Annotated in this window: 16 protein-coding genes; 3 read left to right on the forward strand and 13 right to left on the reverse strand. The window is 38.7% G+C overall.

Annotation, left to right across the window (positions count from 1 at the left end; translation table 11 throughout):
* Positions 1-143 precede the first annotated feature (143 nt).
* From IEX65_RS23475 to IEX65_RS23485, 3 genes are all read left to right on the forward strand, one after another.
* The gene (locus IEX65_RS23475) at positions 144-2,339 is read left to right on the forward strand and encodes a penicillin acylase family protein (RefSeq protein WP_188769976.1); all 2,196 of its coding nucleotides are present in this window, start codon (positions 144-146) and stop codon (positions 2,337-2,339) included.
* Positions 2,340-2,384: 45 nt separating this feature from the next.
* Positions 2,385-2,792, forward strand: coding sequence for a DUF6855 family protein (locus IEX65_RS23480; protein ID WP_188769978.1), 408 nt, complete (start codon positions 2,385-2,387; stop codon positions 2,790-2,792).
* A gap of 240 nt (positions 2,793-3,032) precedes the next feature.
* Positions 3,033-4,544: a DUF4394 domain-containing protein gene (locus IEX65_RS23485; RefSeq protein ID WP_188769980.1), complete on the forward strand. Its 1,512-nt coding sequence runs from the start codon at positions 3,033-3,035 to the stop codon at positions 4,542-4,544.
* Positions 4,545-4,630: 86 nt separating this feature from the next.
* Here the strand turns inward: IEX65_RS23485 and IEX65_RS23490 are convergent, their stop codons facing one another.
* The 13 genes from IEX65_RS23490 to IEX65_RS23550 form a co-directional block, all read right to left on the reverse strand.
* Positions 4,631-6,055: a TolC family protein gene (locus IEX65_RS23490; RefSeq protein ID WP_188769982.1), complete on the reverse strand. Its 1,425-nt coding sequence runs from the start codon at positions 6,053-6,055 to the stop codon at positions 4,631-4,633.
* Between the two features lie 82 nt (positions 6,056-6,137).
* Positions 6,138-7,502: an HlyD family secretion protein gene (locus IEX65_RS23495; protein WP_188769984.1), complete on the reverse strand. Its 1,365-nt coding sequence runs from the start codon at positions 7,500-7,502 to the stop codon at positions 6,138-6,140.
* A 40-nt stretch (positions 7,503-7,542) separates the two neighbouring features.
* Positions 7,543-9,672: a peptidase domain-containing ABC transporter gene (locus tag IEX65_RS23500; RefSeq protein WP_188769986.1), complete on the reverse strand. Its 2,130-nt coding sequence runs from the start codon at positions 9,670-9,672 to the stop codon at positions 7,543-7,545.
* Between the two features lie 228 nt (positions 9,673-9,900).
* Positions 9,901-11,022, reverse strand: a complete 1,122-nt coding sequence (locus IEX65_RS23505; protein ID WP_188769988.1) for an acyltransferase family protein — start codon at positions 11,020-11,022, stop codon at positions 9,901-9,903.
* A gap of 97 nt (positions 11,023-11,119) precedes the next feature.
* Positions 11,120-12,262: a helix-turn-helix domain-containing protein gene (locus IEX65_RS23510; protein WP_229250858.1), complete on the reverse strand. Its 1,143-nt coding sequence runs from the start codon at positions 12,260-12,262 to the stop codon at positions 11,120-11,122.
* 123 nt (positions 12,263-12,385) lie between these two features.
* Positions 12,386-13,729, reverse strand: a complete 1,344-nt coding sequence (locus IEX65_RS23515) for a S41 family peptidase (RefSeq protein ID WP_188769990.1) — start codon at positions 13,727-13,729, stop codon at positions 12,386-12,388.
* Between the two features lie 54 nt (positions 13,730-13,783).
* Complete coding sequence (locus IEX65_RS23520) at positions 13,784-14,770, reverse strand: PorV/PorQ family protein (protein WP_188769992.1); 987 nt, start codon at positions 14,768-14,770, stop codon at positions 13,784-13,786.
* 151 nt (positions 14,771-14,921) lie between these two features.
* Positions 14,922-15,614, reverse strand: coding sequence for a sulfite oxidase-like oxidoreductase (locus IEX65_RS23525; RefSeq protein ID WP_188769994.1), 693 nt, complete (start codon positions 15,612-15,614; stop codon positions 14,922-14,924).
* A gap of 125 nt (positions 15,615-15,739) precedes the next feature.
* A complete protein-coding gene (gene pruA / locus IEX65_RS23530) occupies positions 15,740-17,371 on the reverse strand; it encodes an L-glutamate gamma-semialdehyde dehydrogenase (RefSeq protein WP_188769996.1) in 1,632 nt (543 codons plus the stop codon).
* A gap of 102 nt (positions 17,372-17,473) precedes the next feature.
* A complete protein-coding gene (locus tag IEX65_RS23535; protein ID WP_188769998.1) occupies positions 17,474-18,319 on the reverse strand; it encodes an AraC family transcriptional regulator in 846 nt (281 codons plus the stop codon).
* 198 nt (positions 18,320-18,517) lie between these two features.
* Positions 18,518-19,093, reverse strand: coding sequence for a non-canonical purine NTP diphosphatase (locus IEX65_RS23540; RefSeq protein WP_188770000.1), 576 nt, complete (start codon positions 19,091-19,093; stop codon positions 18,518-18,520).
* A gap of 120 nt (positions 19,094-19,213) precedes the next feature.
* The gene (gene prfA, locus IEX65_RS23545) at positions 19,214-20,293 is read right to left on the reverse strand and encodes a peptide chain release factor 1 (RefSeq protein ID WP_188770002.1); all 1,080 of its coding nucleotides are present in this window, start codon (positions 20,291-20,293) and stop codon (positions 19,214-19,216) included.
* A 157-nt stretch (positions 20,294-20,450) separates the two neighbouring features.
* Entirely contained in the window at positions 20,451-21,302 is an 852-nt protein-coding gene (locus IEX65_RS23550) for a DUF2911 domain-containing protein (RefSeq protein ID WP_188770004.1), read from the reverse strand.
* Positions 21,303-21,466: the final 164 nt, after the last annotated feature.

Below are 21,466 nucleotides of genomic sequence, written 5' to 3' on the forward strand. Positions count from 1 at the left end.
TTTAACCTATCACCAGTGCAAAATCTATTTTTAAACATAGGCTATCTAACAGACTAAAAACCTGCCTTACTTTTCAATCTTATTTACAATTTTGTGTATGTTTGTTAAACCATTTTTCATCACTCAAACGCATAAGCCTTTTTATGAAATCTTTCTGTTTATTTTTTTTACTGTCATTTTCAATATTCGCCCAAAAAACTGTTTCGAGTAAATTTTCGACTGCCGAAATTGCTCGTTTTCAGCAGCAAGCTAAGCGAGTAAATATCATTCGAGACAATTGGGGGATTCCACATATTTATGGAAAATCAGATGCTGATGCGGTTTTTGGTTTGCTTTACGCTCAATGTGAAGACGATTTCAAGCGAGTAGAAATGAATTATATCGAAAAACTGGGCAGAATGTCAGAAATTAAAGGCGAAGCAAGCCTCTACGATGATTTACAAATAAAACTCTTAATTGACACGACCGACGCCATTGCTGACTACAATAAAGCCGAGCCGTGGATGAAAAAACTACTCAATGCCTACGCCGATGGTATCAATTTCTACTTATACACGCACCCCAACACAAAACCTGCTATGCTGACTCGCTTCAAGCCGTGGTATCCACTTTTGTGGACTGATGGAAGTATCGGAGCAATCAGCACAGCAGATATTACAACGGCCGAATTGAAGAATTTTTATTCGGGCGATAAAGTTACTTACACTGCCGAACCCAAAGACCCCGAAAACCAAACTGGCTCGAACGGCTTTGCTTTTTCGCCTAAAATTACGGCTTCGGGAAATGCCATTTTGTATATAAATCCGCACGTAACGTTTTATTTCAGACCCGAAGTACAAGTAACCAGCGAAGAAGGTCTGAATGCTTACGGTGCAGTAACTTGGGGGCAAATGTTTGTTTATCAGGGGTTTAACGATTATTGTGGTTGGATGCATACTTCGTGCAATGTCGATGTGGCCGATGTTTATGCTGAAAAAATTACTAAAAAAGGAGATAAGTATTTCTATGAATACGATAAGCAATTAAAGCCAGTTACCGAGAAAAAAATAAGTATCAGTTACAAAGATGGCGATGGACTGAAAACCAAGATTTTTACGACTTATGCTACGCATCACGGCCCAATTATGGCGAAACGTAACGACCAATGGATTAGCCTAAAATCATATAATCGCTCAATGACAAGTCTGATTCAGAGTTGGAAACGAACAAAAGCCAAGGGTTTTGAAGACTACAAAAAAACTATGGATTTGCGAGCGAATACTTCAAACAGCACCGTTTTTGCCGATAACAAAGGAAATATTGCTTATTGGCACGGAAATTTTGTGCCTGTACGTGACCGCAAACTCAATTGGGCAAAGGTAATCGACGGAAGTACTTCGGCCACCGAATGGAAAGGCTTGCATACGGTTGATGAAACCGTTCATGTCTATAATCCAGTGAATGGTTGGTTGCAAAACTGTAATTCTACACCCTTTTCGGCAGCGGGGGCGATGAGTCCGAAGAAAGCAGATTTTCCGCCATACATGGCACCCGATGGAGAGAATTTTAGAGGTGTAAATGCCGTGAAGGTTTTGGATAAAGAAAAAAGCTACACGATTGATAAAGTGATTGCGGCAGGCTATGACACAAATTTGGCAGCTTTTGAGGTCTTGATTCCGTCGTTGATTAATGTTTTCGAGAAAAGCGTAAAACCTACTGATTCGCTTTATGCTGTTTTGAGTGAGCCAATTGCCGAGTTGAAAAAATGGAATTATCATTCATCAGAAACCTCAGTAGCTACCACTTTGGCAATTGAATGGGCGGGGAAATTGAGTACAACACTACAAAAATTATACATTGATGAAGGTGAAGACGACCAAGTAGCCAATGTGAAAAGATTTGCGGCATCGGCCACACCTGAGCAGGTTTTACCGCCATTATTGACTGTGGTGAATGATTTAAAGAAGAAATTTGGCAAATGGCAAATGCCGTGGGGCGAAATCAATCGTTATCAAAGAATTTCGTCAGATATTCAGCAAAAATACGATGATGCACAGCCGAGCGTGCCAGTGGGTTTTGCTTCTGCATTGTGGGGAATGTTGCCTTCGTACAATAGCCGTTATTATCCATCTACTCAAAAACGCTACGGTGTAAGTGGCAATAGCTTTATTTGTGCCGTTGAATTTGGACCAAAAATCAAAGCAAAATCATTGTTGGCAGGTGGCGAAAGTGGCGACTCAAGCTCAAAACATTTCAACGACCAACTTGAAATGTACACTAAAGGCAAATTTAAAGATGTACTTTTTTACAAAGAAGATGTACTGAAAAATGCCGAGCGTACGTATCATCCTGGTGAGTAAAGTAAATAACGCATTTCTAAGTCTAACCTATAATTACTCAAGAAAATGAAAAATCAAATCGGAACAAAAGAAAACCCAATGGCATTACAAACGCCACCTCAAACTTCATCATATACGATGCACGTAGCCGAAAAAGATGGTAAAGAAATTTTGGTTTGTACGGTTGGCTCAACGGTTTTGCATTATGATATTCGTTGTATTAATGATTTGCACGAAATGCTCAAGCAACACGGCGATTGGATGGAACTTGGCTCGGCTGACGAACAAAAACCAGCCAAAGAAGGCACCGTAGAAGCATGGGGACGCTCAGAGTCTAATCCTGTTGGTGGTTGGTATGGTTTGAAAAAAGGTTTTCGTGGGCGTTTTGGTATGTATGTACCGCCTTTAATGGAAGCTCTTGGTTTGGTAGAATTAGAGCATAATCCTAAAAATAATCGGATGAGAGCGAAGTAAGTGTTTTTCCTTCCCAAGAGTTTCTTGCACGAAACTCTTGGGAATTCTATTCAAAGTATATTCACGCAAAAGCCTCTTTTTCCCCTTTTCTTGTACGTTTCTTCTTTCAAAGCAAATATGTAAGTGTTTTATAATAAGTTATTTAAGTATTTGTTGGCTTTTTTTCTACATCGAGATTAAATCCTTTTAATCTTTTGTGTCGTATATAAAAAACGTAAACAAAACTTAAACTTAAAAAACATGAGTCCAAAGAAAATTAAGATGCTTTTGGGAGCATCAGTTATCGCTTTTGGTATGGTGGTATCATCATGTGACAAAGATACTGTTAGTGTAGTTAAACCTGATGTAACATTCTTCGCTCTTGCCGATGGTAAACAACTGTTAAAAATAAACGCCATGAATTCAGAAATGGCAACAGCTACAACACCAATTACTGGTTTAATGGCTAATGATGCTCTTACGGCTATCGATTTCCGCCCAGCTACGGGTGAATTGTACGGTGTAAGTATGATGAATCGTTTATATGTAATTAATCAAGAAACAGGTGCGACAAGAGTAGTCGGAACGGCGGCACTTAGCCCAGCAATCAGTGGTTCGGCGGTTGCTTTAGATTTTAATCCAACAGTTGACCGAATCAGATTAGTAACCAATACTGGTCAAAACCTACGTTTACACCCAGAAACTGGTGCAGTTGCCGCTACTGACGGAGTAATTAACGGTGGAATGAGTCCAAGTATTGAGTCGGTAGCATATACAAACAACATGGCTGGTGCTTCGACAACAGTTTTATATGATATTGATTCTAAATCTGATAAACTTTACAAGCAAGACCCACCAAACAATGGAACTTTGGTAGAAGTGGGTGCTTTAGGCATTGATATTACAGCTTCAGCAGGTTTTGATATTAATCCAGCGGGTGATGTAGCTCTTACTGCTGTACAAGTGGGGGGTAAATGGGAACTTCATCAAGTAGATTTAATGACAGGAAAATTGACAAAATTGGGTAATCTTCCATCAGGAAATATCAATGGTTTGGCAATTCCAACATCGCCAGTGGCTTTTGCGGTTGATGAAAGTAATAATTTATTGGCATTCAATTTTATGAGTGTTGGTACACCCGTAAGCAAACCAATTACTGGCTTGCAAACAGGCGAGACTATCGTGGGAATTGATTTTCGTCCAGTGAATGGCCAGCTTTATGCTTTGGGTAGTACAAGCCGTTTATATGTGTTGAATACTTCTTCGGGAGCAGCTACTGCCGTTGGGACTTCTCCTTTCACAACTCTTTTGTCTGGAACAGCATTTGGCTTTGATTTTAACCCAACCGTTGACCGTATTCGTTGCGTAAGTAATTTAGGTCTTAATCTTCGTTTACACCCAGAAACTGGCGGAATTGCAGCGGTTGATTTAATGTTAAATCCAGGTACACCAAGCATTACGGCATCGGCTTATACCAATAATTTTGCAGGAGCAACAACAACAGTTTTGTATAATATTGATAGTGCTACTGATAAACTTTACAAGCAAGACCCACCAAATAATGGTACTTTAGTAGAGGTTGGTACTTTAGGAATAAACGTAGAAAATGCCAGCGGATTTGATATTGGCAGTAGAAGCGGAATGGCTTATGCTGCGTTGAAAGTTGGCTCAAATTCTGCTATATACACAATCAATCTGATGACGGGAGCAGCAACAAAAGTAGCCGATTTACCAACTTCGGTTCGTGCGTTTTCTATCGGAACAGGGTTTTAAATGATAGATTGTTGAAGAAATAAAATTCAAAAAATATAAGGGCGATAACTTAGTGTATCGCCCTTTATTTGTTTTATAACTCATCTTTAAAATTGTACAGCACCCGAATATTGCAAGGTAGCAATCGCTTTTTCGTATTTTGATTTGAGGCTTTCGAGCTTAGTTCTCATATCAATCAATTTTGTCTCTCTCGAATTAATCAAGAACAAAGTACTTTCTCCGATTAAAAATTTTTGCCTTTCAGCTTCGAGTAACTTCTCTTGATTGGCATTGGCTACAAGCTGAAACTCAATTTGTTTAGCTAAGTTGATTACTTCATTATAGGCACTTTCAACCGCAATTCTTAGTTCTCTTCCAATAATATCTTTCTCGAACGTCGTCTGTAATTGCTTAATTCTGACCGATTGTAATTTACCTCGCTCTTTTCTGAGCAAAATAGGCATTTCAAAATTCACCCCGAATTTATGATTATTGAGCAAAAAGCCACTCGCAACCGAACCTTCTTTCTGATAGCTTGCCGGCACACGTAAAAGATTGAAGTTGACATCAAATTTAGGTTTGAGCATTTCAATTCTGAATTTTTCTTCTATTTGAAGTTGTTTTTGTTTTAGAATTATTTTTGCAATTTCGGGATGGTTTTGTTCTAAGTTTCTCAAAATGTCATCAACCTTTTGGCGTTCGATGGCCATTGGATTAATTGTTTGTGGAATAAAATTCGCATCTAATTCAAGTGGTTTTTCGTCTTTATTCCAAAGATAATTAGAGATAGCCAAAGCTCCATTCTGAAACTCAAGTTTCGATTGTTCGAGAATAACTTGTCTATCTTGTACCGTAATGGCTGCTTCCACACTATCAATGGCTGCAATTTCGCCTATTCTGGCTCGTTCGCTTAGTAGCTTAAAACGGTCTTCGGCCATTTGATATGATTCTTGATTAAGTTTGAGTTTCTGATAACTCAAATACCACTCCCAGTAATCTTTAGCGGCCGAGAAAATAAACTTGTTTATGATTTTTTGTCGTTCGGCTTGGGCAATATTATTGAGAAGTCTCGCTTGAAGTAGCGTATTTCGGCGAGCATCAATCAATAGACCTTGCCCAAGCGGAACACTCACACCACTAAAAATCAAACTTGCTGACTCTTCTGGAATAAGGCGTGTTCCTGTATTTTGTTCGTATCCTCCTTTTATCTCAATCCCGCTGTAAATCGGCACTTTTAAGGTACTCTCAAAACGGTTGTAATAATCTTTACCGTCGAGGGCTTTTCTGTCGAATGTTGTGGCGAGTTTTGGGTCAAACTGTCCACGAGCTTGCATCATTTCGGCTTTGGCATCATCAAGATACAAGTTGGCTTGTTTTATTACTGGGTGATTTTTGAGAATAATTTCTTGAAAATCCTGAAAACTAAAGACCTCTGTTTTTTGTGAAAATGACTGATGTACGGCCAAGTTCAAGACAAAAACCAGCAAAATGACTGTTTTCGAAGAAATATATCGCTTTATTGGTTTTATCATTTCGTAATTAATTACTGGTTATTGGGGAATTGGTTAATTAGTGTTCCCCGAAAAAGCGGCGTATCGCATACGCCGCTACAAATTATTTTTTAGCAGCGGTTTCTTTGCCTGTTTTTTCTCCTTCTTCGGGAGCTTCTTTTAAGCTCGGTGGGAAGGCATTTAGCTGACGCCAGATTTCGTACCAAACAGGCACATCATCGAGCATAATCCATCCATATACACCCGAGCCAACCCTGAGTTGTTTTGGCCAATTGCCACTGTCGGGAGTTACAAGTAAGCGATATTGTCCATTTTTGCTATCAATCATATCAATTACTCGAACTTTTCCGGCAAAAGTACCCACCGAAACCGACGGCCAACCCGAAAACTGAATTGCTGGCCAGCCTTCAAATTCCAAACGAGCAATGCGACCTTGCTGAATTAGCGGAACGTCCATAGCATTGACGTATAGTTCAACTGCCAAATTTGGATTGACTGGTTGAAGTGTACAAATAGACTCTGTTTCTTTCAACGTTTCGCCAATACCTGCTTTTAACGCTTTTACTACGTATCCATCTTGTGGAGCTCTGACCACGTACATATTTCGACGAATATCAACGCTGGCTTGTTTGTTTACAATTTTTGAAATTTCTGATTGCCCATCAGAGATTGAGGCTAAAGCTGAACTTCTATCTGAACGTGCCTTTGCGATTTTTTCGGCATATTCGGCATTGATAGAGTTGAGTTCGATTTGGCTATTGATAAGTTCTTGTTTCGAAATCGCTAATTTGTTTTGTACCGAAATGAGTTTGTTCTGCGTTTCCTGCAATTTCAAACGTCTTGATTCGATTTCATTGAGCGATACAATACCTTGTTTTTCTTGTGTCAGACCACGTTGAAGTCGGTCTTGGGCAATCTTTACTTGTAATTGTTCGGCTTGAATATCGGCACTGTCGGCATTTACTTTAGCTCGGTTTTGTTTTACTTTATTGCGAGCTTTTTCGAGGCTCAATTCCCAGTTTTTCGATAAAGCATCCACTTGTTTTTGCAAAGCGTCGGCTTTTGCTTCGTAGCTGTCGAGTGCTTCTTTTTTGGCTTGAAGCTGCTCGTCAAGTCGGATTGGGAGTTGAGGGTCAAAATACTCGTCTTTCAATTCAGAAAGTATCACGAGTGTGTCGCCCTTCTTTACCAGTTGACCTTCGGCTACATTCCATTTTTCAATTCTTCCTGCAATTACGTTCTGAATACTCTGTGGCCGCTCCGATGGACTAAGTGCAGTAACAGTACCTTTTCCGTTGATATTTTGCTGCCACGGTAAAAATAACGTAATAATGAAAATGATAAAAAAGCCCAATAGCCAACGCTTCAGAACGTGAGTGCTTTTGGGGGTACTGACTAATTCTTGTATGTAGGCATTGCTCGATTCTTTCACCGATTCGGGCACTACATTATTTGATAAGTTTAGCATATTTCTTTGGCTTGATTAAAATTACTGTTGAGAAATTCTCTTAATGCAAATAATTTTGAAAAGCTGGATTTGTTTTTAAATCTTGATATTTTCCTTCTTGAACGATTTGACCTTTATCCATCAAAATAACTCTGTCGCATCGTTCCATGATATTTTCTTTTTTGGTTTCAATCAATACCGTTGTTGATTTTTCGGATGAGAAAATGAAAGCGATAATTGCTTCTAATTCTGCTTGACTGAAAGAATCAAAACAGTTGGAAAGTATCAGAAGGCGTGGTTGTAAGAGCAAACAACGGGCTAAAATAAGCTTGGTTTTGAAGGTATCAGAAAACTGTCGACCGCCCGATAGAATTTGTGTTTGAAGACCGTCTTTTAGTTTACCGATGCTTTCGGTTAGTTGTAGGCCATCAAGTACAGTTTGTATTTTGGTTCCAGTTAGTTCAGTACGATTGAGCGAGATGTTTTCCAAAATTGTTCCATCAAAAATCGCATCAATGGTTTGATTTTTCTTCACGTACTTAAAGAAATGTTCCTGCTGAATATCTCGCATCGAAATGCCATCGTAGGTAATAAGCCCTTGATAATTTCCGAGAATTCCAGCTAAAACTTTCAAGAAAGTCTCTTTACCCGAACCATTCATTCCTGAGATTGCGATTTTTTCGGAAGGATTTACCTTTAGGTTAATACCACTGAGGGTATAATCAGAACTATCTGCAAACTTATACTTTAGGTTTTTGAGTTCAAGGCCAATTCCTTGTGTAGAATTATCTAAATGTCTCAATACTCCCTTATGGTTTTCGAGTGGAAGGTCAGAAATTTGACCAAGTTTATCGACGGCTGTTAGTAGGTCGAAAACTGAGTCAAATGATAAAATGATTTTTTCGACAGAGCTCACTACTAAAACCACGACGATTTCGGACGCTACAAATTGACCAATCGTGATTTGTAGATTTACGACTAAATATGTCCCTAAAATCAATAAACCACCCACAACCAATACCTTGAAAAACACCGCATTGTAAAGCAATATAAGTAAGTAGCTAAAATATTTTTTGCGGTATTTAAGATAATTTCCTGCCAAATGCTCCATTTTTTGTAACGGGAAATTTCTCCCGCCCGCTACTTTAAATACCGATACCATTCGAGCCATGTCTTGCAGCCAGTAAGCTATTTTGAATTTATATTTCGACTTTATGATATTGGCATCGAGAAGCCTTTTACCATAAACTCTGATAACGATAAAAATTAGCAAGACAGTAATGAGTGCAAAACCGATAAACAAAGGGTGATAGGCCGAAAGCAATAAAAGCCCAAAAATAATCTGGATAACGGCGGCCGTTACATCAATCAAAATCTTTGGTAGCGTTTTTTGTACGGTGATTATATCAAAGAAGCGATTCATCAATTCGGGAGGATAATAGCTTCTTAATGCCTCAGTTTTGATGTTTGTGATACGATAGGTGTATTCGAAGGCCGATTTCACGAATAAACGCTCTTGTAGGTACTCAACGATGGTTAGCTGCATGACTTGCATCACGCCCGAAAGAATCAGAGCAACAATAACCAAACCTATCAACATATAAATCGAACTGAAATAAACGCCACCTTGTACGAATCCGATGATTGCCTGAATGCCCAATGGCAAAGCTAAACTGATTGTACCTATCAGAATGGCATAAACATAGATTGATAGAATATCTCTTCGCTCAATGCGGAGCATATTAATGAGGCGTTTGAGAGGCGATAGTTTAACTATCTCAATATTGGCTTCATCAGAGATGGACTCGACTGGAAAAAACGTAAAAAGCTGGACTTTCTCGAAAGAAGTATCCAGCTTTTCTAAGGTGCTATTGATGGGGACTAAACCTTCGCCACCGATTTTAAATGCTTTTTTCTCTTTGTTTTTTTTGCTCGGAACAAAGAAGTAGGCTTCACCACTACCATCAAAAAAAAGAAATGGTGTAGTGGTTTTCTTCTCAAACTCTTTGATTTGGTTAACATCAACTGAGTTTTCAATGAGAAGTACTCCTTTTTTTTCTATACTACTGCGAAGTTCACTAATAAAATCTTCTTTCGATGTGAGAGTAGGGTTGCTCAAACCCACATAGTTACTAAACTCAAAGTACAGGGCTAATTTCTCTAAAATACTTCTTAATGATATTTCATTCATACGACTACGATTTTCTTAATTTAGAAAGAAATTAACTGGAAGTGTAAAATTTTAAACGTATATATTGATAATATTGTTCAGAAAATATCTCCTTGCCACGGGCGGTTATTATCATTTAAAATGCCCATTTCCTTCATTTTTCCTGCAAAATTTGCCATTTTGAGCTTTTAATCCTAATTAGAATCTCATTAGAAGTACGAATAAGTAGGCTAAAATAAGCAAAAATACTCAGGTTTTTTGACCTTTAAGGCCGAATAAAACCCTCATAAAAAAGAAAGGTTTGATAAGAAAATGGTAAATCAAAAACGAAACCCCAAATGTACCAATGACCAAGATGATGAATTTTGTAATTACGCCTATCGCTAAATCAGCGATGTAAAAACCAATCGTAACTGTAATGGTTTGGTGTAAAATATAGAAAGGATATACAGCTTGGTTGGCGTATTCGACAAAACTATTATGGTAATTTAGGTAATATTTTGCAAAGCCGCAAATGGCCAAAATCATAAACCAAACATGGGTCATCTTCAAGAAGCCATTAAGAACTAAAATTACTAAACCATCTTCGGGAATTGCTCCAAAAATAGCATCGTAAGTTTTGCTGGAAATAATTATACAAAGTGAAACCGACAAAAATAGTTTACGTTTCTGCTCAATAATATCCCACACGAAAGTCTGGTAGGCTATTATATATCCGTAAATAAAAAACAATAACGAAACCGTGAAATTATACCAGTCGGCCGTCAGATTATGCGTCGTTGGCCAATCTTGGCGAAGAAAAATATAGGTCAATGCAAGTGGCAGAATCAATAAGATTAACTTGATAAACGCAGTGTTTTCTGGATTTAAGATTTGTATGTTTTGTTTCCGAATCCAAACAAAGAGAGGAGCCGCCAAAAGAGAAAACACCCACAAATAAGCCACAAACCAAAGGTGATGCCAGCTGAAACTTCCTTCGGGGTATGGCACAAATTTAAACACACTTGGGTAAAAGTCTGCGTATGAACCCGCAAAAGCGTGAGTTTGAAGGCGTTCGAAATAGATTTGCGGTGGCACGATTACGAACATTCCGAAAATCAAAGGCAATAATAATCTTTTGGTGCGTTCGCCAATAAATTGCAGACCAGTACGAGATTTCATGGCAAAGCTTACTCCCACGCCCGAAATGAAAAATAATAACGAAAGTCGCCACGGACTGAAGAACTCCATCCAGACCGTAAAACCATTGGCAATGACGTTATTTTTTACGTGCCAGTCCCAGCTTACAAAAAACATTCCGCTGTGATAGAAAATTAAGATTCCAAAAGCAATCACCCGAATCCAATCAATGTAATGTTGTCGATTTTTCATAAATTATGTTTTTTTCGACAAAGGTCTGCTCAAATGATGGGTTTAGAAGTAGTTTCTTATCGTTGAGGTGTTCGTTCTGATAAACTCGAACGTCCATTTAGCTTGATTTAAACTCCGAGGGGGTCTTGCCTGTAATTTTCTTGAAAGCCGTGTTAAAAGCAGATTTTGAATTATAACCCACCATTTCGGCTATTTCTTCAATTTTCAGATGAGCATTTGCTGAGTTTTTGAGTAAAACCTTCGCTTCTTCGATGCGATATTGAGCCGCAAAGTCAAAGAATGATTGCCCGAGTGATTCGTTGAGGATTTGTGAAAGATGATGCTGCGAAACACCCAAGTTTTTGGCAAGTGAAGGTAGCGAAAACCCAGAATCCAGAAAAGGTTTTTGGGTTTTCATTAATGTTTGGAGTTTTTCGAGCGTATTTTCTTGAATTTCATCAGTCAACGAAGATTTTTCGTATTTCTTTGTGGGTTTTTGCTGAAAAAATGCCGATTGCTTGGTCAGCGTAAAACTCAAAGCATAAATAATTAGTGTGAGGTAAGTCGCAATGAAATGGTCGCCTAAATCATTATCATAAATTAGTTTGGCAACAACAAAAACGACGATTGCCAAAACCGAATAAAGTTGTCCTCTTCGGCACCAAACAAAATTCGGATTCTGATTCGACCAAAAATCTGTTTTTTCTGCTTTAGCTTTATTGCTCAACGCCCAGAATCCCGCAACGGTATAAATAAACATTTGCAGGAGCATCAGTTCATTTATATGGTCTCGGATTTTGTAAATAATACTCGGAAAGCTATAATTACAAGGTAGTTCTGACAAGACTCCGTCGTGATAGGCACTGATATACGCATTGTATTTTTCGGAGAATTCCTGTGTGTAGAAAGTAACCGAAAGATAAATGAGGTAAATCAAAAAAGGTGCAAAATGCCACAAATCAGAACGTCTGAAGGGACGACTCAGAAAACCTCGGTGATACAGATAAATAAGTGGAGCAAAAAGAAGATTGGTGGGTTCGGCAAAATCAATGAGCCAAATAACCCTAAACATATAGTTGGTGTAGCATAATAAAATTTCTGCAAGAGCTGCCGCAAAACTTATGAGCAATACACCTAAATATCGGTTAGCTAAAGTATTTTTATTTGAAAGAAAAAAGTAAGCTAAATACAGTGCCTGAACAATACCAAGGAATATCCAAAGGGCATAAATATCAATCTTTAGAGGGAGCGTTTGGGCCATTTCTTTGATTTGTTTGCCCAAATTTATAATATATTTCCGAAAGCGAGAAGATTAATTCATGGCTACGAAGTATTGAGAAGCAAATCTAAAACCCAAAATTGAAATTGCCTATGAATTCTTATTTTACGGTATTTGTTTGATTATCAATTTTTTAGCAAAATCTAAAATAGTGTCATCACCCGTCAGAAAATCCGCATAAGTCTGTTTGACCTCAAAAGTGGGTTTTAAATGAAGCTCGGTAGTGGTGTTATAATTGATTTTGAGCAGTGGTAAACTTACCGTAAATTGTGTATTAGGTAATGTAAAAGATGTAAATTCACCAGCCGAGGAGCCATCGGCTGCTCCACCGCAAGTTGTTCCAATCAAAGCAACGTTTTCTTGATTTTTGAGATGTGCCGCTAAATAAACCGCCGTCGAAAAAGTGCCTTCGTTGGTTAAAACATAAATATTGCCTCGAAAGAGATATTCGTTGACAGGCTCATAAAACTGACTGGCCGCAAGCCCCTTCTTCTTAGCTTTTATATTAGAACTACTACTGATTTGGTATCTTTGATAGGGCTTTTTGAGCAAATATTTGAGCATTTCATCGGCATAATCGAGGCCGCCACCTGCATTATTTCTTACATCAATTATGAGGTTTTTAGATTGTTTCTCGGCGATTTTCTTGAAAATTCCTTGAATTTCGTTACGAAAATTGCCGTTTTCAAACTCGTTTCCATCAAAACTTCTAATCCGTAATACCGATGCTTTAGCGGTGTTTTCGCTCAAATAGATATTTTTATAAAAATCGGTATTTTTAATGGGGTTTCGCTCGGCTTCCATTTCTCGAAGATACGCCAAAGGTTGAGTCTTAACGGTCAGATTTTTAACCCCTTTGCCAAGCCTAACTTTGAGGTTTAGTTCATCTTGCTCATCAAAAAACAAGTAAAGTAATCTTCTGAAATTACGTTGGAGATAATAAGCCTCTACATTGGCATTTGAACCATCGCCATTCTGAAAAGTATATTTTGAAAGGTTTTTGATTAGTTTGGGTATCGGAATATCTTCAATTTCCAGAATCTCAGAGCCTTTAGTCAGTAAATTATTTTCCGATAAATTTCTGGATACATAAACTTTGTCATCGAAAATAACCACCTCCATTGGCAAGAATTTCGGGTTAACATTATTGGGTTTAATCAGACGCTCATCAACAAAAATAGAAGTATGCCCGCACTGAATAGCTCTTGTGAGATTCAGATAGTGTACGAATGTTTGCTTGATAGTAAGCGACCGCTCAACTTTGTATAATGAGTCATAAATCTGCTGAAAACGACTTTGCTCAATAAACTTATAAGGATTCGGATGGATTTCTTCGATACGTTCTTTCAAAAACGCCAAATCAGCTCGTAACTCAATAGGGGAGAAGGTTTGCCCAAAACTCTTGATGCTGCTAAGTAAAAATAAAAAAGCGATAAGAGTTTTGGGCATTGGTCTATACTGAAAATGATTTTCTAAAATTAAATATTTAACACCAAAGTTTTACTAAAGAGTTTTGATAACTTCTTTATCGAAGCTTTTAATATCAAAAACGAGCGAAAATTGTGCTGTCTTATTATAGACCACTCCTTCACCAATACGATAAGCAAAGTCAAGGCCAACTTGTTTCATGATTCGTCCGCCTAAACCGAAAGTAAGGTAATTCGCAAATGCGTCATTGCCATTCCAATACCCTACTCTTGCATAAACGGTATTATCAAAAGAATATTCTGTTCCTATCGAATAAGCAAGCGGTGCACCGTAAAAGAATTGATTTACTTCAAACCCAAACATGATTTTATTCTTGTTTTTTTGGAAAGTTGGTGTTACCCCAAGCCTAAAATTAGCAGGAAGATTAAAATCTTGCTGTCCGTAGTTTATTTTACTGCCAATATTTGCTAACGCAATACCATAATTTAGCTTAAAATTGTCTTTTTTGCCAGCCATTCCAAACAAACCTACGTCACCAGCCATACCTTGTCCTGTGTGGAAAGATGAGTTTCCTATTACATTGTTTCCAATGATTTGCGAGTTAATATACTTTAAACCAACCCCTAAAGAAACGTTATCAATGATTTTTTTAGCGTAATTAATACCAACAGCTTGGTCTAATGATGTAAATGTTCCATTAGACTGTCCATTAGGTGTTGAGAAATTGACTCTGCCATTGTCAAACCTTCTGTAATATATACCAATAGCATCTTGTCTGGACTTGGTTTTGTAGTAGCCAGATATGTTTGTTATGTGCATATCATTTGTAAGCTGTTTTAGCCAAGCAAATCGAGTAATATTTCCTCCAAAAGTTCTATCAGTAAAGGCCAGTTTGGCGGGATTATTGAAGTTTGCACTTGCATCAGCCGATGTGGCTACCCCAATGTTGCCCATACCTGAATGACGAGCGTCGGGTGGAATTCGTAGAAATGGGAAAGCAATTTGGGCGTAAAGGTTGGTGGATAAAGCAATAGAAAAGGCAGTAGTAACAAGTCGTTTCATAGTTGTGATTGTTTATAAATTGCGGAATTAACTTTCTAAAAAAACGCCTAATTAAAAAGCCATATTTGAAAATGAGCATTTTAAATTTTTTCTACAATAAAAAAGAGTCGAATGAAAACATCCGACTCTTCTCAAAAACTATCAATTCTTCTCAACTATATCTATCATTTCGCCAAGGATAGGCCGTATTAGAATACCCTCTTTCTTCCCAAAAACCTAATTTGTTTTTCGGTAAAAATTCAATTCTCTTAATCCATTTTGAACCTTTCCATGCGTATAACTGAGGTGTAATCATACGAGCAGGGCCACCATGTTCTTTAGCCAGAGGTTCGTTGTAAACCGTGTGGGCAATCAAAACATCGGGTTTTAGTGCCTCTTCGAGCGATACATTGGTTGTGTAAGTATCGTAGCCATAGCACATGATGTGCGTAGCGGTTTCTTTAGGCTGAACAAGTGCCGCTAAATCAACCAAACGAACGCCTTTCCAAACCATATCCATCTTCGACCAAGTAGTTACACAATGAAAATCGCTGGTGTCTTCTACTTGTGGTAATGCCATGAAATCTTCCCAAGTTAACACAACTGGATTTTCAACTTCTCCGTTGATTGTCAAACGCCAACGGTCAAGACTAATATCGGGGTGATAACCCAAATCAAGCACGGGCCATTTTACAGTGGTAGTTTGTCCAACAGGAAGTTGTGGCATTCCGTGTCGGTTGATTGGCCCTTTTCCCATCGGCTTTTCATCAGCCATTGATGGGGTTGTTTTCATTTTATCTTCAAACCGAGCTTTGAGTTTCATACGAGCCTCAATAATTCGGTCAAGTTTGTTTTGTTCTTCCATTTTTTAATTTTGAAGCGGTTCGCCGCCCGTTCGGAATGATAGAATGAGCGAATAAACTCATTGAATATTAAACAACAAAACCTTGTACATAGTTTAGCCAAGATTCTATCATTCAAAATTAGAATTTACTCTTCTCCTAAAAACGGATATTTGTAATCAGTTGGCGAAACGAATGTTTCTTTGATTGTGCGTGGCTGCACCCAACGATAAAGATTCAAAATCGAACCTGCTTTATCATTTGTTCCCGATGCTCTCGCACCACCAAATGGCTGTTGACCAACCACTGCACCCGTTGGTTTATCGTTGATATAAAAATTACCTGCTGAGTTAACCAGTTTTTTCATCGCCAAATCAATCGCATATCTATCTTGCGAGAAAACCGCCCCTGTGAGAGCGTAAGGCGAAGTGGCATCAACTAATTCGAGGGTTTTCTCGAAATCCTGTGGCTCATAAACGTAGATTGTTAGTACAGGCCCGAAGATTTCTTCGCACATCGTTGTATAATTTGGGTCAGAAGTCAATAAAACCGTTGGTTCAATAAAATATCCTTTCGATTTATCGTAATTTCCGCCTGCAATTACCGTGATTTTATCACTTTTCTTAGCATTATCAATGTAGCCAGCAATTTTATCGAAAGCACGTTCGTCAATAACGGCATTCACAAAATTTGAGAAATCTTCTGTACCGCCGATTTTGATTTCTTTCAAATCAGCAATAAGTTGCTCTTTTACGGCTGGCCAAATATTCGATGGAATATAAGCACGAGAAGCCGCCGAACATTTTTGTCCTTGATACTCGAATGCTCCACGAACTAAACCAGTTGTTAAAGCCTTCACATCAGCTGACTCGTGAGCCACTACGAAGTCTTTTCCACCTGTTTCGCCCACAATACGTGGATAAGTCTTAAATTTCGAGATATTTTCACCGATTGTCTGCCAAATCGTTTGGAAAACTTTCGTGCTACCTGTAAAGTGGATACCTGCAAAATCTGGGTGTTTGAAAATAATATCGCCAGCTACGGGGCCATCAACGTAAATTAGGTTGATAACACCGTCAGGTAAGCCTGCTTCACGCAAAACTTCCATGATTACGTTGGCCGAATATATTTGTGGATATGCTGGTTTCCAAACAGTTACGTTACCCATCATGGCTACGCACGCAGGAAGATTACCCGCAATGGCCGTAAAATTGAATGGGGTAAGAGCAAAAACGAATCCTTCAAGTGGACGATATTCTACACGATTCCATAAGCCACGCACTGATTCTGGTTGACCAGCGTAGATTTGCTGCATGAAATGAGCATTGAAACGCAAAAAGTCGATAAACTCACAAGCTGAATCGATTTCGGCTTGGTAAGCGTTTTTCGACTGCCCGAGCATCGTAGCGGCATTGATTTTTGCACGATAAGGGCCAGCCAAAAGGTCGGCAGCTTTCAAGAAAATACTTGCACGGTGTTCCCACGAAAGATTTGCCCAATTTTCACGAGCAGCCAAAGCCGCATCAATGGCTTTGTGTACGTGTGAGGCATCGCCTTCGCTGGCATAACCCAAGATGTGTTGGTGGTCGTGCGGAGGCGAAAGTTTGATTTTATTATCGGTATGTATAAGTTCAGAGCCAATGTACATCGGAACTTCGATGACTTTTGAGCGAGCTTCGGCAATTGCTTTTTTGAGGGCGATTTTTTCGGGCGACCCCGGGCCATAATTTAAAACTGGCTCATTGATAGGCGAAGGAACTTTAAAAAAGGCGTTGTTCATTGTTGATGAAGTTTTTGTTGATTTTCGAGGGCGAAATTAATGAAAAGATTTCAATAGAAATTTGATTCTTTACTTTTTGTTATTCTTTAGAGCGGTAGTCGCCTACTGGTTAGAGTTGGCTTTATACTCCCTCGGACTCACGCCTTTTAATTGTTTAAATGTTTTATTGAAGTGCGAGATATTATTAAAACCCACTTCAAAACAAATATCAGCAATAGGTTTGTTTTCAAACAACAAACGGCAAGCTTGATTGATTCGATATTCGTTTACGAAGTCAGTATAGGTTATGTGCGAAATTTTCTTGAAATATCGACAAAAAGATGGAACGGTCAGATTTGCTAAATCGGCAACGGCTTGAATATCAATGCTTTTTTGGTAGTTCTGCTCCACGTATTCATAAACTCTGTTGATGCGGTCTTCATCTTTATGATTAAAATCAAAACGTTTTTCGGCGGCATTTAGTACCGAAAATTCGTTAGTTGTAGCAAGTGTATGAAAGATATTCAGCAACTCAACAAGCCTTTCAAAGTGTGAAAGCGTAAGCATTTTTTGAAGTTTAGCAGCTACAATCTTTCTGGCTTTTCCTTGAAAAGAAAGTCCTTGCTTTGCTCGCTCGAAAAGTTCTCTAATGTGCTGCAATTCAGGTTTTTGCATAAACTCTTCGCCCAAAAAATCTTTGCGGAGTTGCACCACAATTTCTTCGTGTTCGCCAATTACTCCGTAACCAAAACCTGTATGTGGTAGGTCGGGGCCAATAAAAACCAATTCGCCTTCTTCGTAGTTTTTTAGGTGTTCGCCAATGTGGAGTTTTCCAGAACCTTTTCTTACAAAAACAATTTCGTATTCGGGATGATAATGCCAAAAATAGCGGTCATTTTCTGACTTCCAATGAATCAGACGAAATGAGCTACCAGTATCGGGTGAGATTTTTTCGTACTCAACTTTCATGCTTTATTATCATTATACGTTCAACAAATGTATAAATAATGTTAATAAAGCACAAGTATTAGATAATGATGGAGTAGTTTATTTGGAAGATTTCTATCAATTTTGCATCAGAAAAGAATTGATTACCTTTCTGAGACATTCAGAAATACTTTTACCTATGACGAGTTTTTGAGCGAAGCCATTGGCCTCGCTCATTTTTTATGCTTTTTTCAGAAATTCAATCATTTTTGCTACGGCTAAGCCTCGATGGCTGATTGGATTTTTCTCTTCCATTGTCATTTCGGCAAAAGTGCGGTCATAGCCTTCGGGCATGAAAATTGGGTCGTAGCCAAATCCTTTTTCTCCGTGCTTTTCGTGTGTAATTTTTCCCCGAATAATACCCTCGAAAAAGTTAGGTTTACCATCAATAAGCAATGTAATTACACTTCTAAATTGTGCCGCACGGTTTTCAACTCCTTTGAGGGTTTCGAGTAGTTTATCAATATTTTTTGCGTGATTGCCATGTTCGCCTGCGTAACGTGCCGAGAAAACCCCAGGTTCTCCATTGAGTGCATCGACTTCTAAGCCAGAGTCATCGGCAATGCAGTCGATTTGAAAACGCTCCCAAACATACATGGCTTTTTGTAGAGAATTACCGTCGAAAGTATCGGCTGTTTCGGGAATATCATCAAAACAACCAATTTCGTTGAGGGTTTGTAACTGAAATTTATCGCCCAGAAGTGCTTGTAATTCTTCTACTTTATGGGCATTATTTGTGGCGAGACAGAGTTTCATTTTGGGAGATTTGTGGAGTTTTGAACATTTTTTTACCACGGAGGTTCGCTGAGTAAAAATCACAGAGTTACACGAAGTTATTTTTCAATCGTGCAACTCTATCATAAATATAACGCAAATTTACGCCACAGCCATTGCTCCTTCTTTCATTTTTTCGGCATTATCAGCCATGCGTAATTGCTCAATAAATCCACCGATTTCGCCTTCCATTACAGTTGGTAGATTATAGACTGTATAGCCAATACGGTGGTCGGTTACACGGCTTTGGGCGTAATTGTATGTTCTGATTTTGTCCGAACGGTCGCCATTTCCTACCAAACCTTTACGTTCGGCCGAAATTGCTTCATTGTGCTTGGCCATTTCCATTTCGTAAAGTCTCGAACGCAAAACCGAAAGAGCTTTTTCACGGTTTTTGATTTGCGAACGCTCATCTTGACAAGAAACCGTTACGCCCGTTGGAATATGCACCATACGAACTGCGGAATAAGTGGTATTTACTGACTGCCCACCCGCACCCGACGAACAGAAAGTATCAATTCTAACGTCGTTCATGTTAATCGTTAAGTCAACTTCATCAGCTTCGGGAAGAGCTGCTACCGTAGCGGCTGATGTATGCACGCGGCCTTGAGATTCGGTAGCAGGTACACGCTGCACACGATGCACGCCCGACTCATATTTGAGCTTTCCGTAAACGTCATCTCCCTCTACCTGCACCACAATTTCTTTATAGCCACCCGCAGTTCCTTCGTTGTGGTCAAGAAGTGTCATTCTCCAACCTTGTTTTTCGATGAAACGTTGGTACATTCTGAATAAATCGCCCGCAAAAATTGAGGCTTCGTCGCCACCTGTTCCTGCTCTAATTTCGAGGATTACGTTTTTGCTATCGTTCGGGTCTTTCGGAATGAGCATTTCTTTTAGAATTGCTTCTAATTCATCTCGTTTTGGCAAAAGCTCATCTAATTCTTCTTTTGCCAAATCACGCATGTCTTCGTCTTTTTCATTGGCAATAATATCTTTTGCACCTTCGATATTTGAAAGTACATTTTTATAAACCTTTAGTTGGTTGACGATTTTCTCCAAATCTTTGTATTCTTTACTCAAACGAGTAAACTTCGTCATATCAGACACGATTTCGGGCATCGTCATCTGCTGCGAAACTTCTTCGTAGCGTTCTCTTATGGCTTCTAATTGCTCTAACATATAAGTAGTTATTTGTTACTTGTTATTTGAAACTGGTGTTTTGTGAATTTTTTCTGTCTGTAAGAAGAGCGTCCAATTTGGACGTTCCTACAAAAATAAAAACGTGGCACATCTCATTATCGTTCATAACAAGATGTGCCACGTTTAGGTATTCTCTCTAATATCCTTTTTTACACTGAGCCAAAACCGCTTGGTTTAACTTGATGTAAGCATCATCGCCTGCTTTTTTAGCCAATTCCATTGATTTTTCAGCATTCGGAATTGCTACTGCACAATTATTTTGTTTGGCGGCAATGCGTGCCACGAGTTGGTATGTCCAATATTCTTTTTCTTTTTCAACAACCTTATTGGCCCATGTCAGTGCTTGGTCGAGTTTTACACCTTTTTGGTAATAAAAATCGGCAGCCGAGAAGTAGGTGTCAGTTGTGGCATCGGGTTTTGCGGTTTTTTCGGCAATTTCGGCCATTATTTTCTCATCAACACCTCTTTGTTCGATTTTGAATCGCACTTCAGTACTTTCCCATTTGATTGAAAGCTCGGTACTGGTTGGTGTAAATTCCACAAAATCAATCGTCATTTTCTCTGTAAATTCTTGTGGTTGAATTGGCTGAACGTTGAAGCGAATCACATCTTTATTGATGTCGTAGCCATACGAACCCCATTGTTTATCATCACGGTTGAAGATAATTGTCCATTCGCTTTTGCCAGGAATTGTATAAAGTCCATAACTTCCTGCTTTCATTACAGCACCATGAACATATACTTCATCATCAAATTTGATAGAGGTGATTTTATTCGCACCCGTACGCCATACTTTTCCGTATGGCACTAAATCACCAAATATTTTACGACCTTTTACCGATGGTCGGCTATAATCAATCGTAATTTTTGTAAGGCCAAGCGTTTGCGAAAGTGTCGTTGACGGACTCGCCGCTGGCGTATTTATCTGAGCAAAACTTGTTGATGATGCTAAAATTATAAACAGCAAATTTTTAAGAAAACGGTTCATTTCTTTGAGGGTTAGTAATTTGGTGCAAAGTTACGCTATATCTTTTGTTGTTTGTGCGTTTTGAATGATTTTTTACGATTTAGGCTTGCTAAATGCCGTATTCATCACCTCTACGAGAGATATTTCCATAGCGAAGGGGCTGCAACCCCTTCGCTATGGAAATG

The organism is Emticicia aquatilis, assembly GCF_014644295.1.
GTDB classification, from domain to species: domain Bacteria; phylum Bacteroidota; class Bacteroidia; order Cytophagales; family Spirosomataceae; genus Emticicia; species Emticicia aquatilis.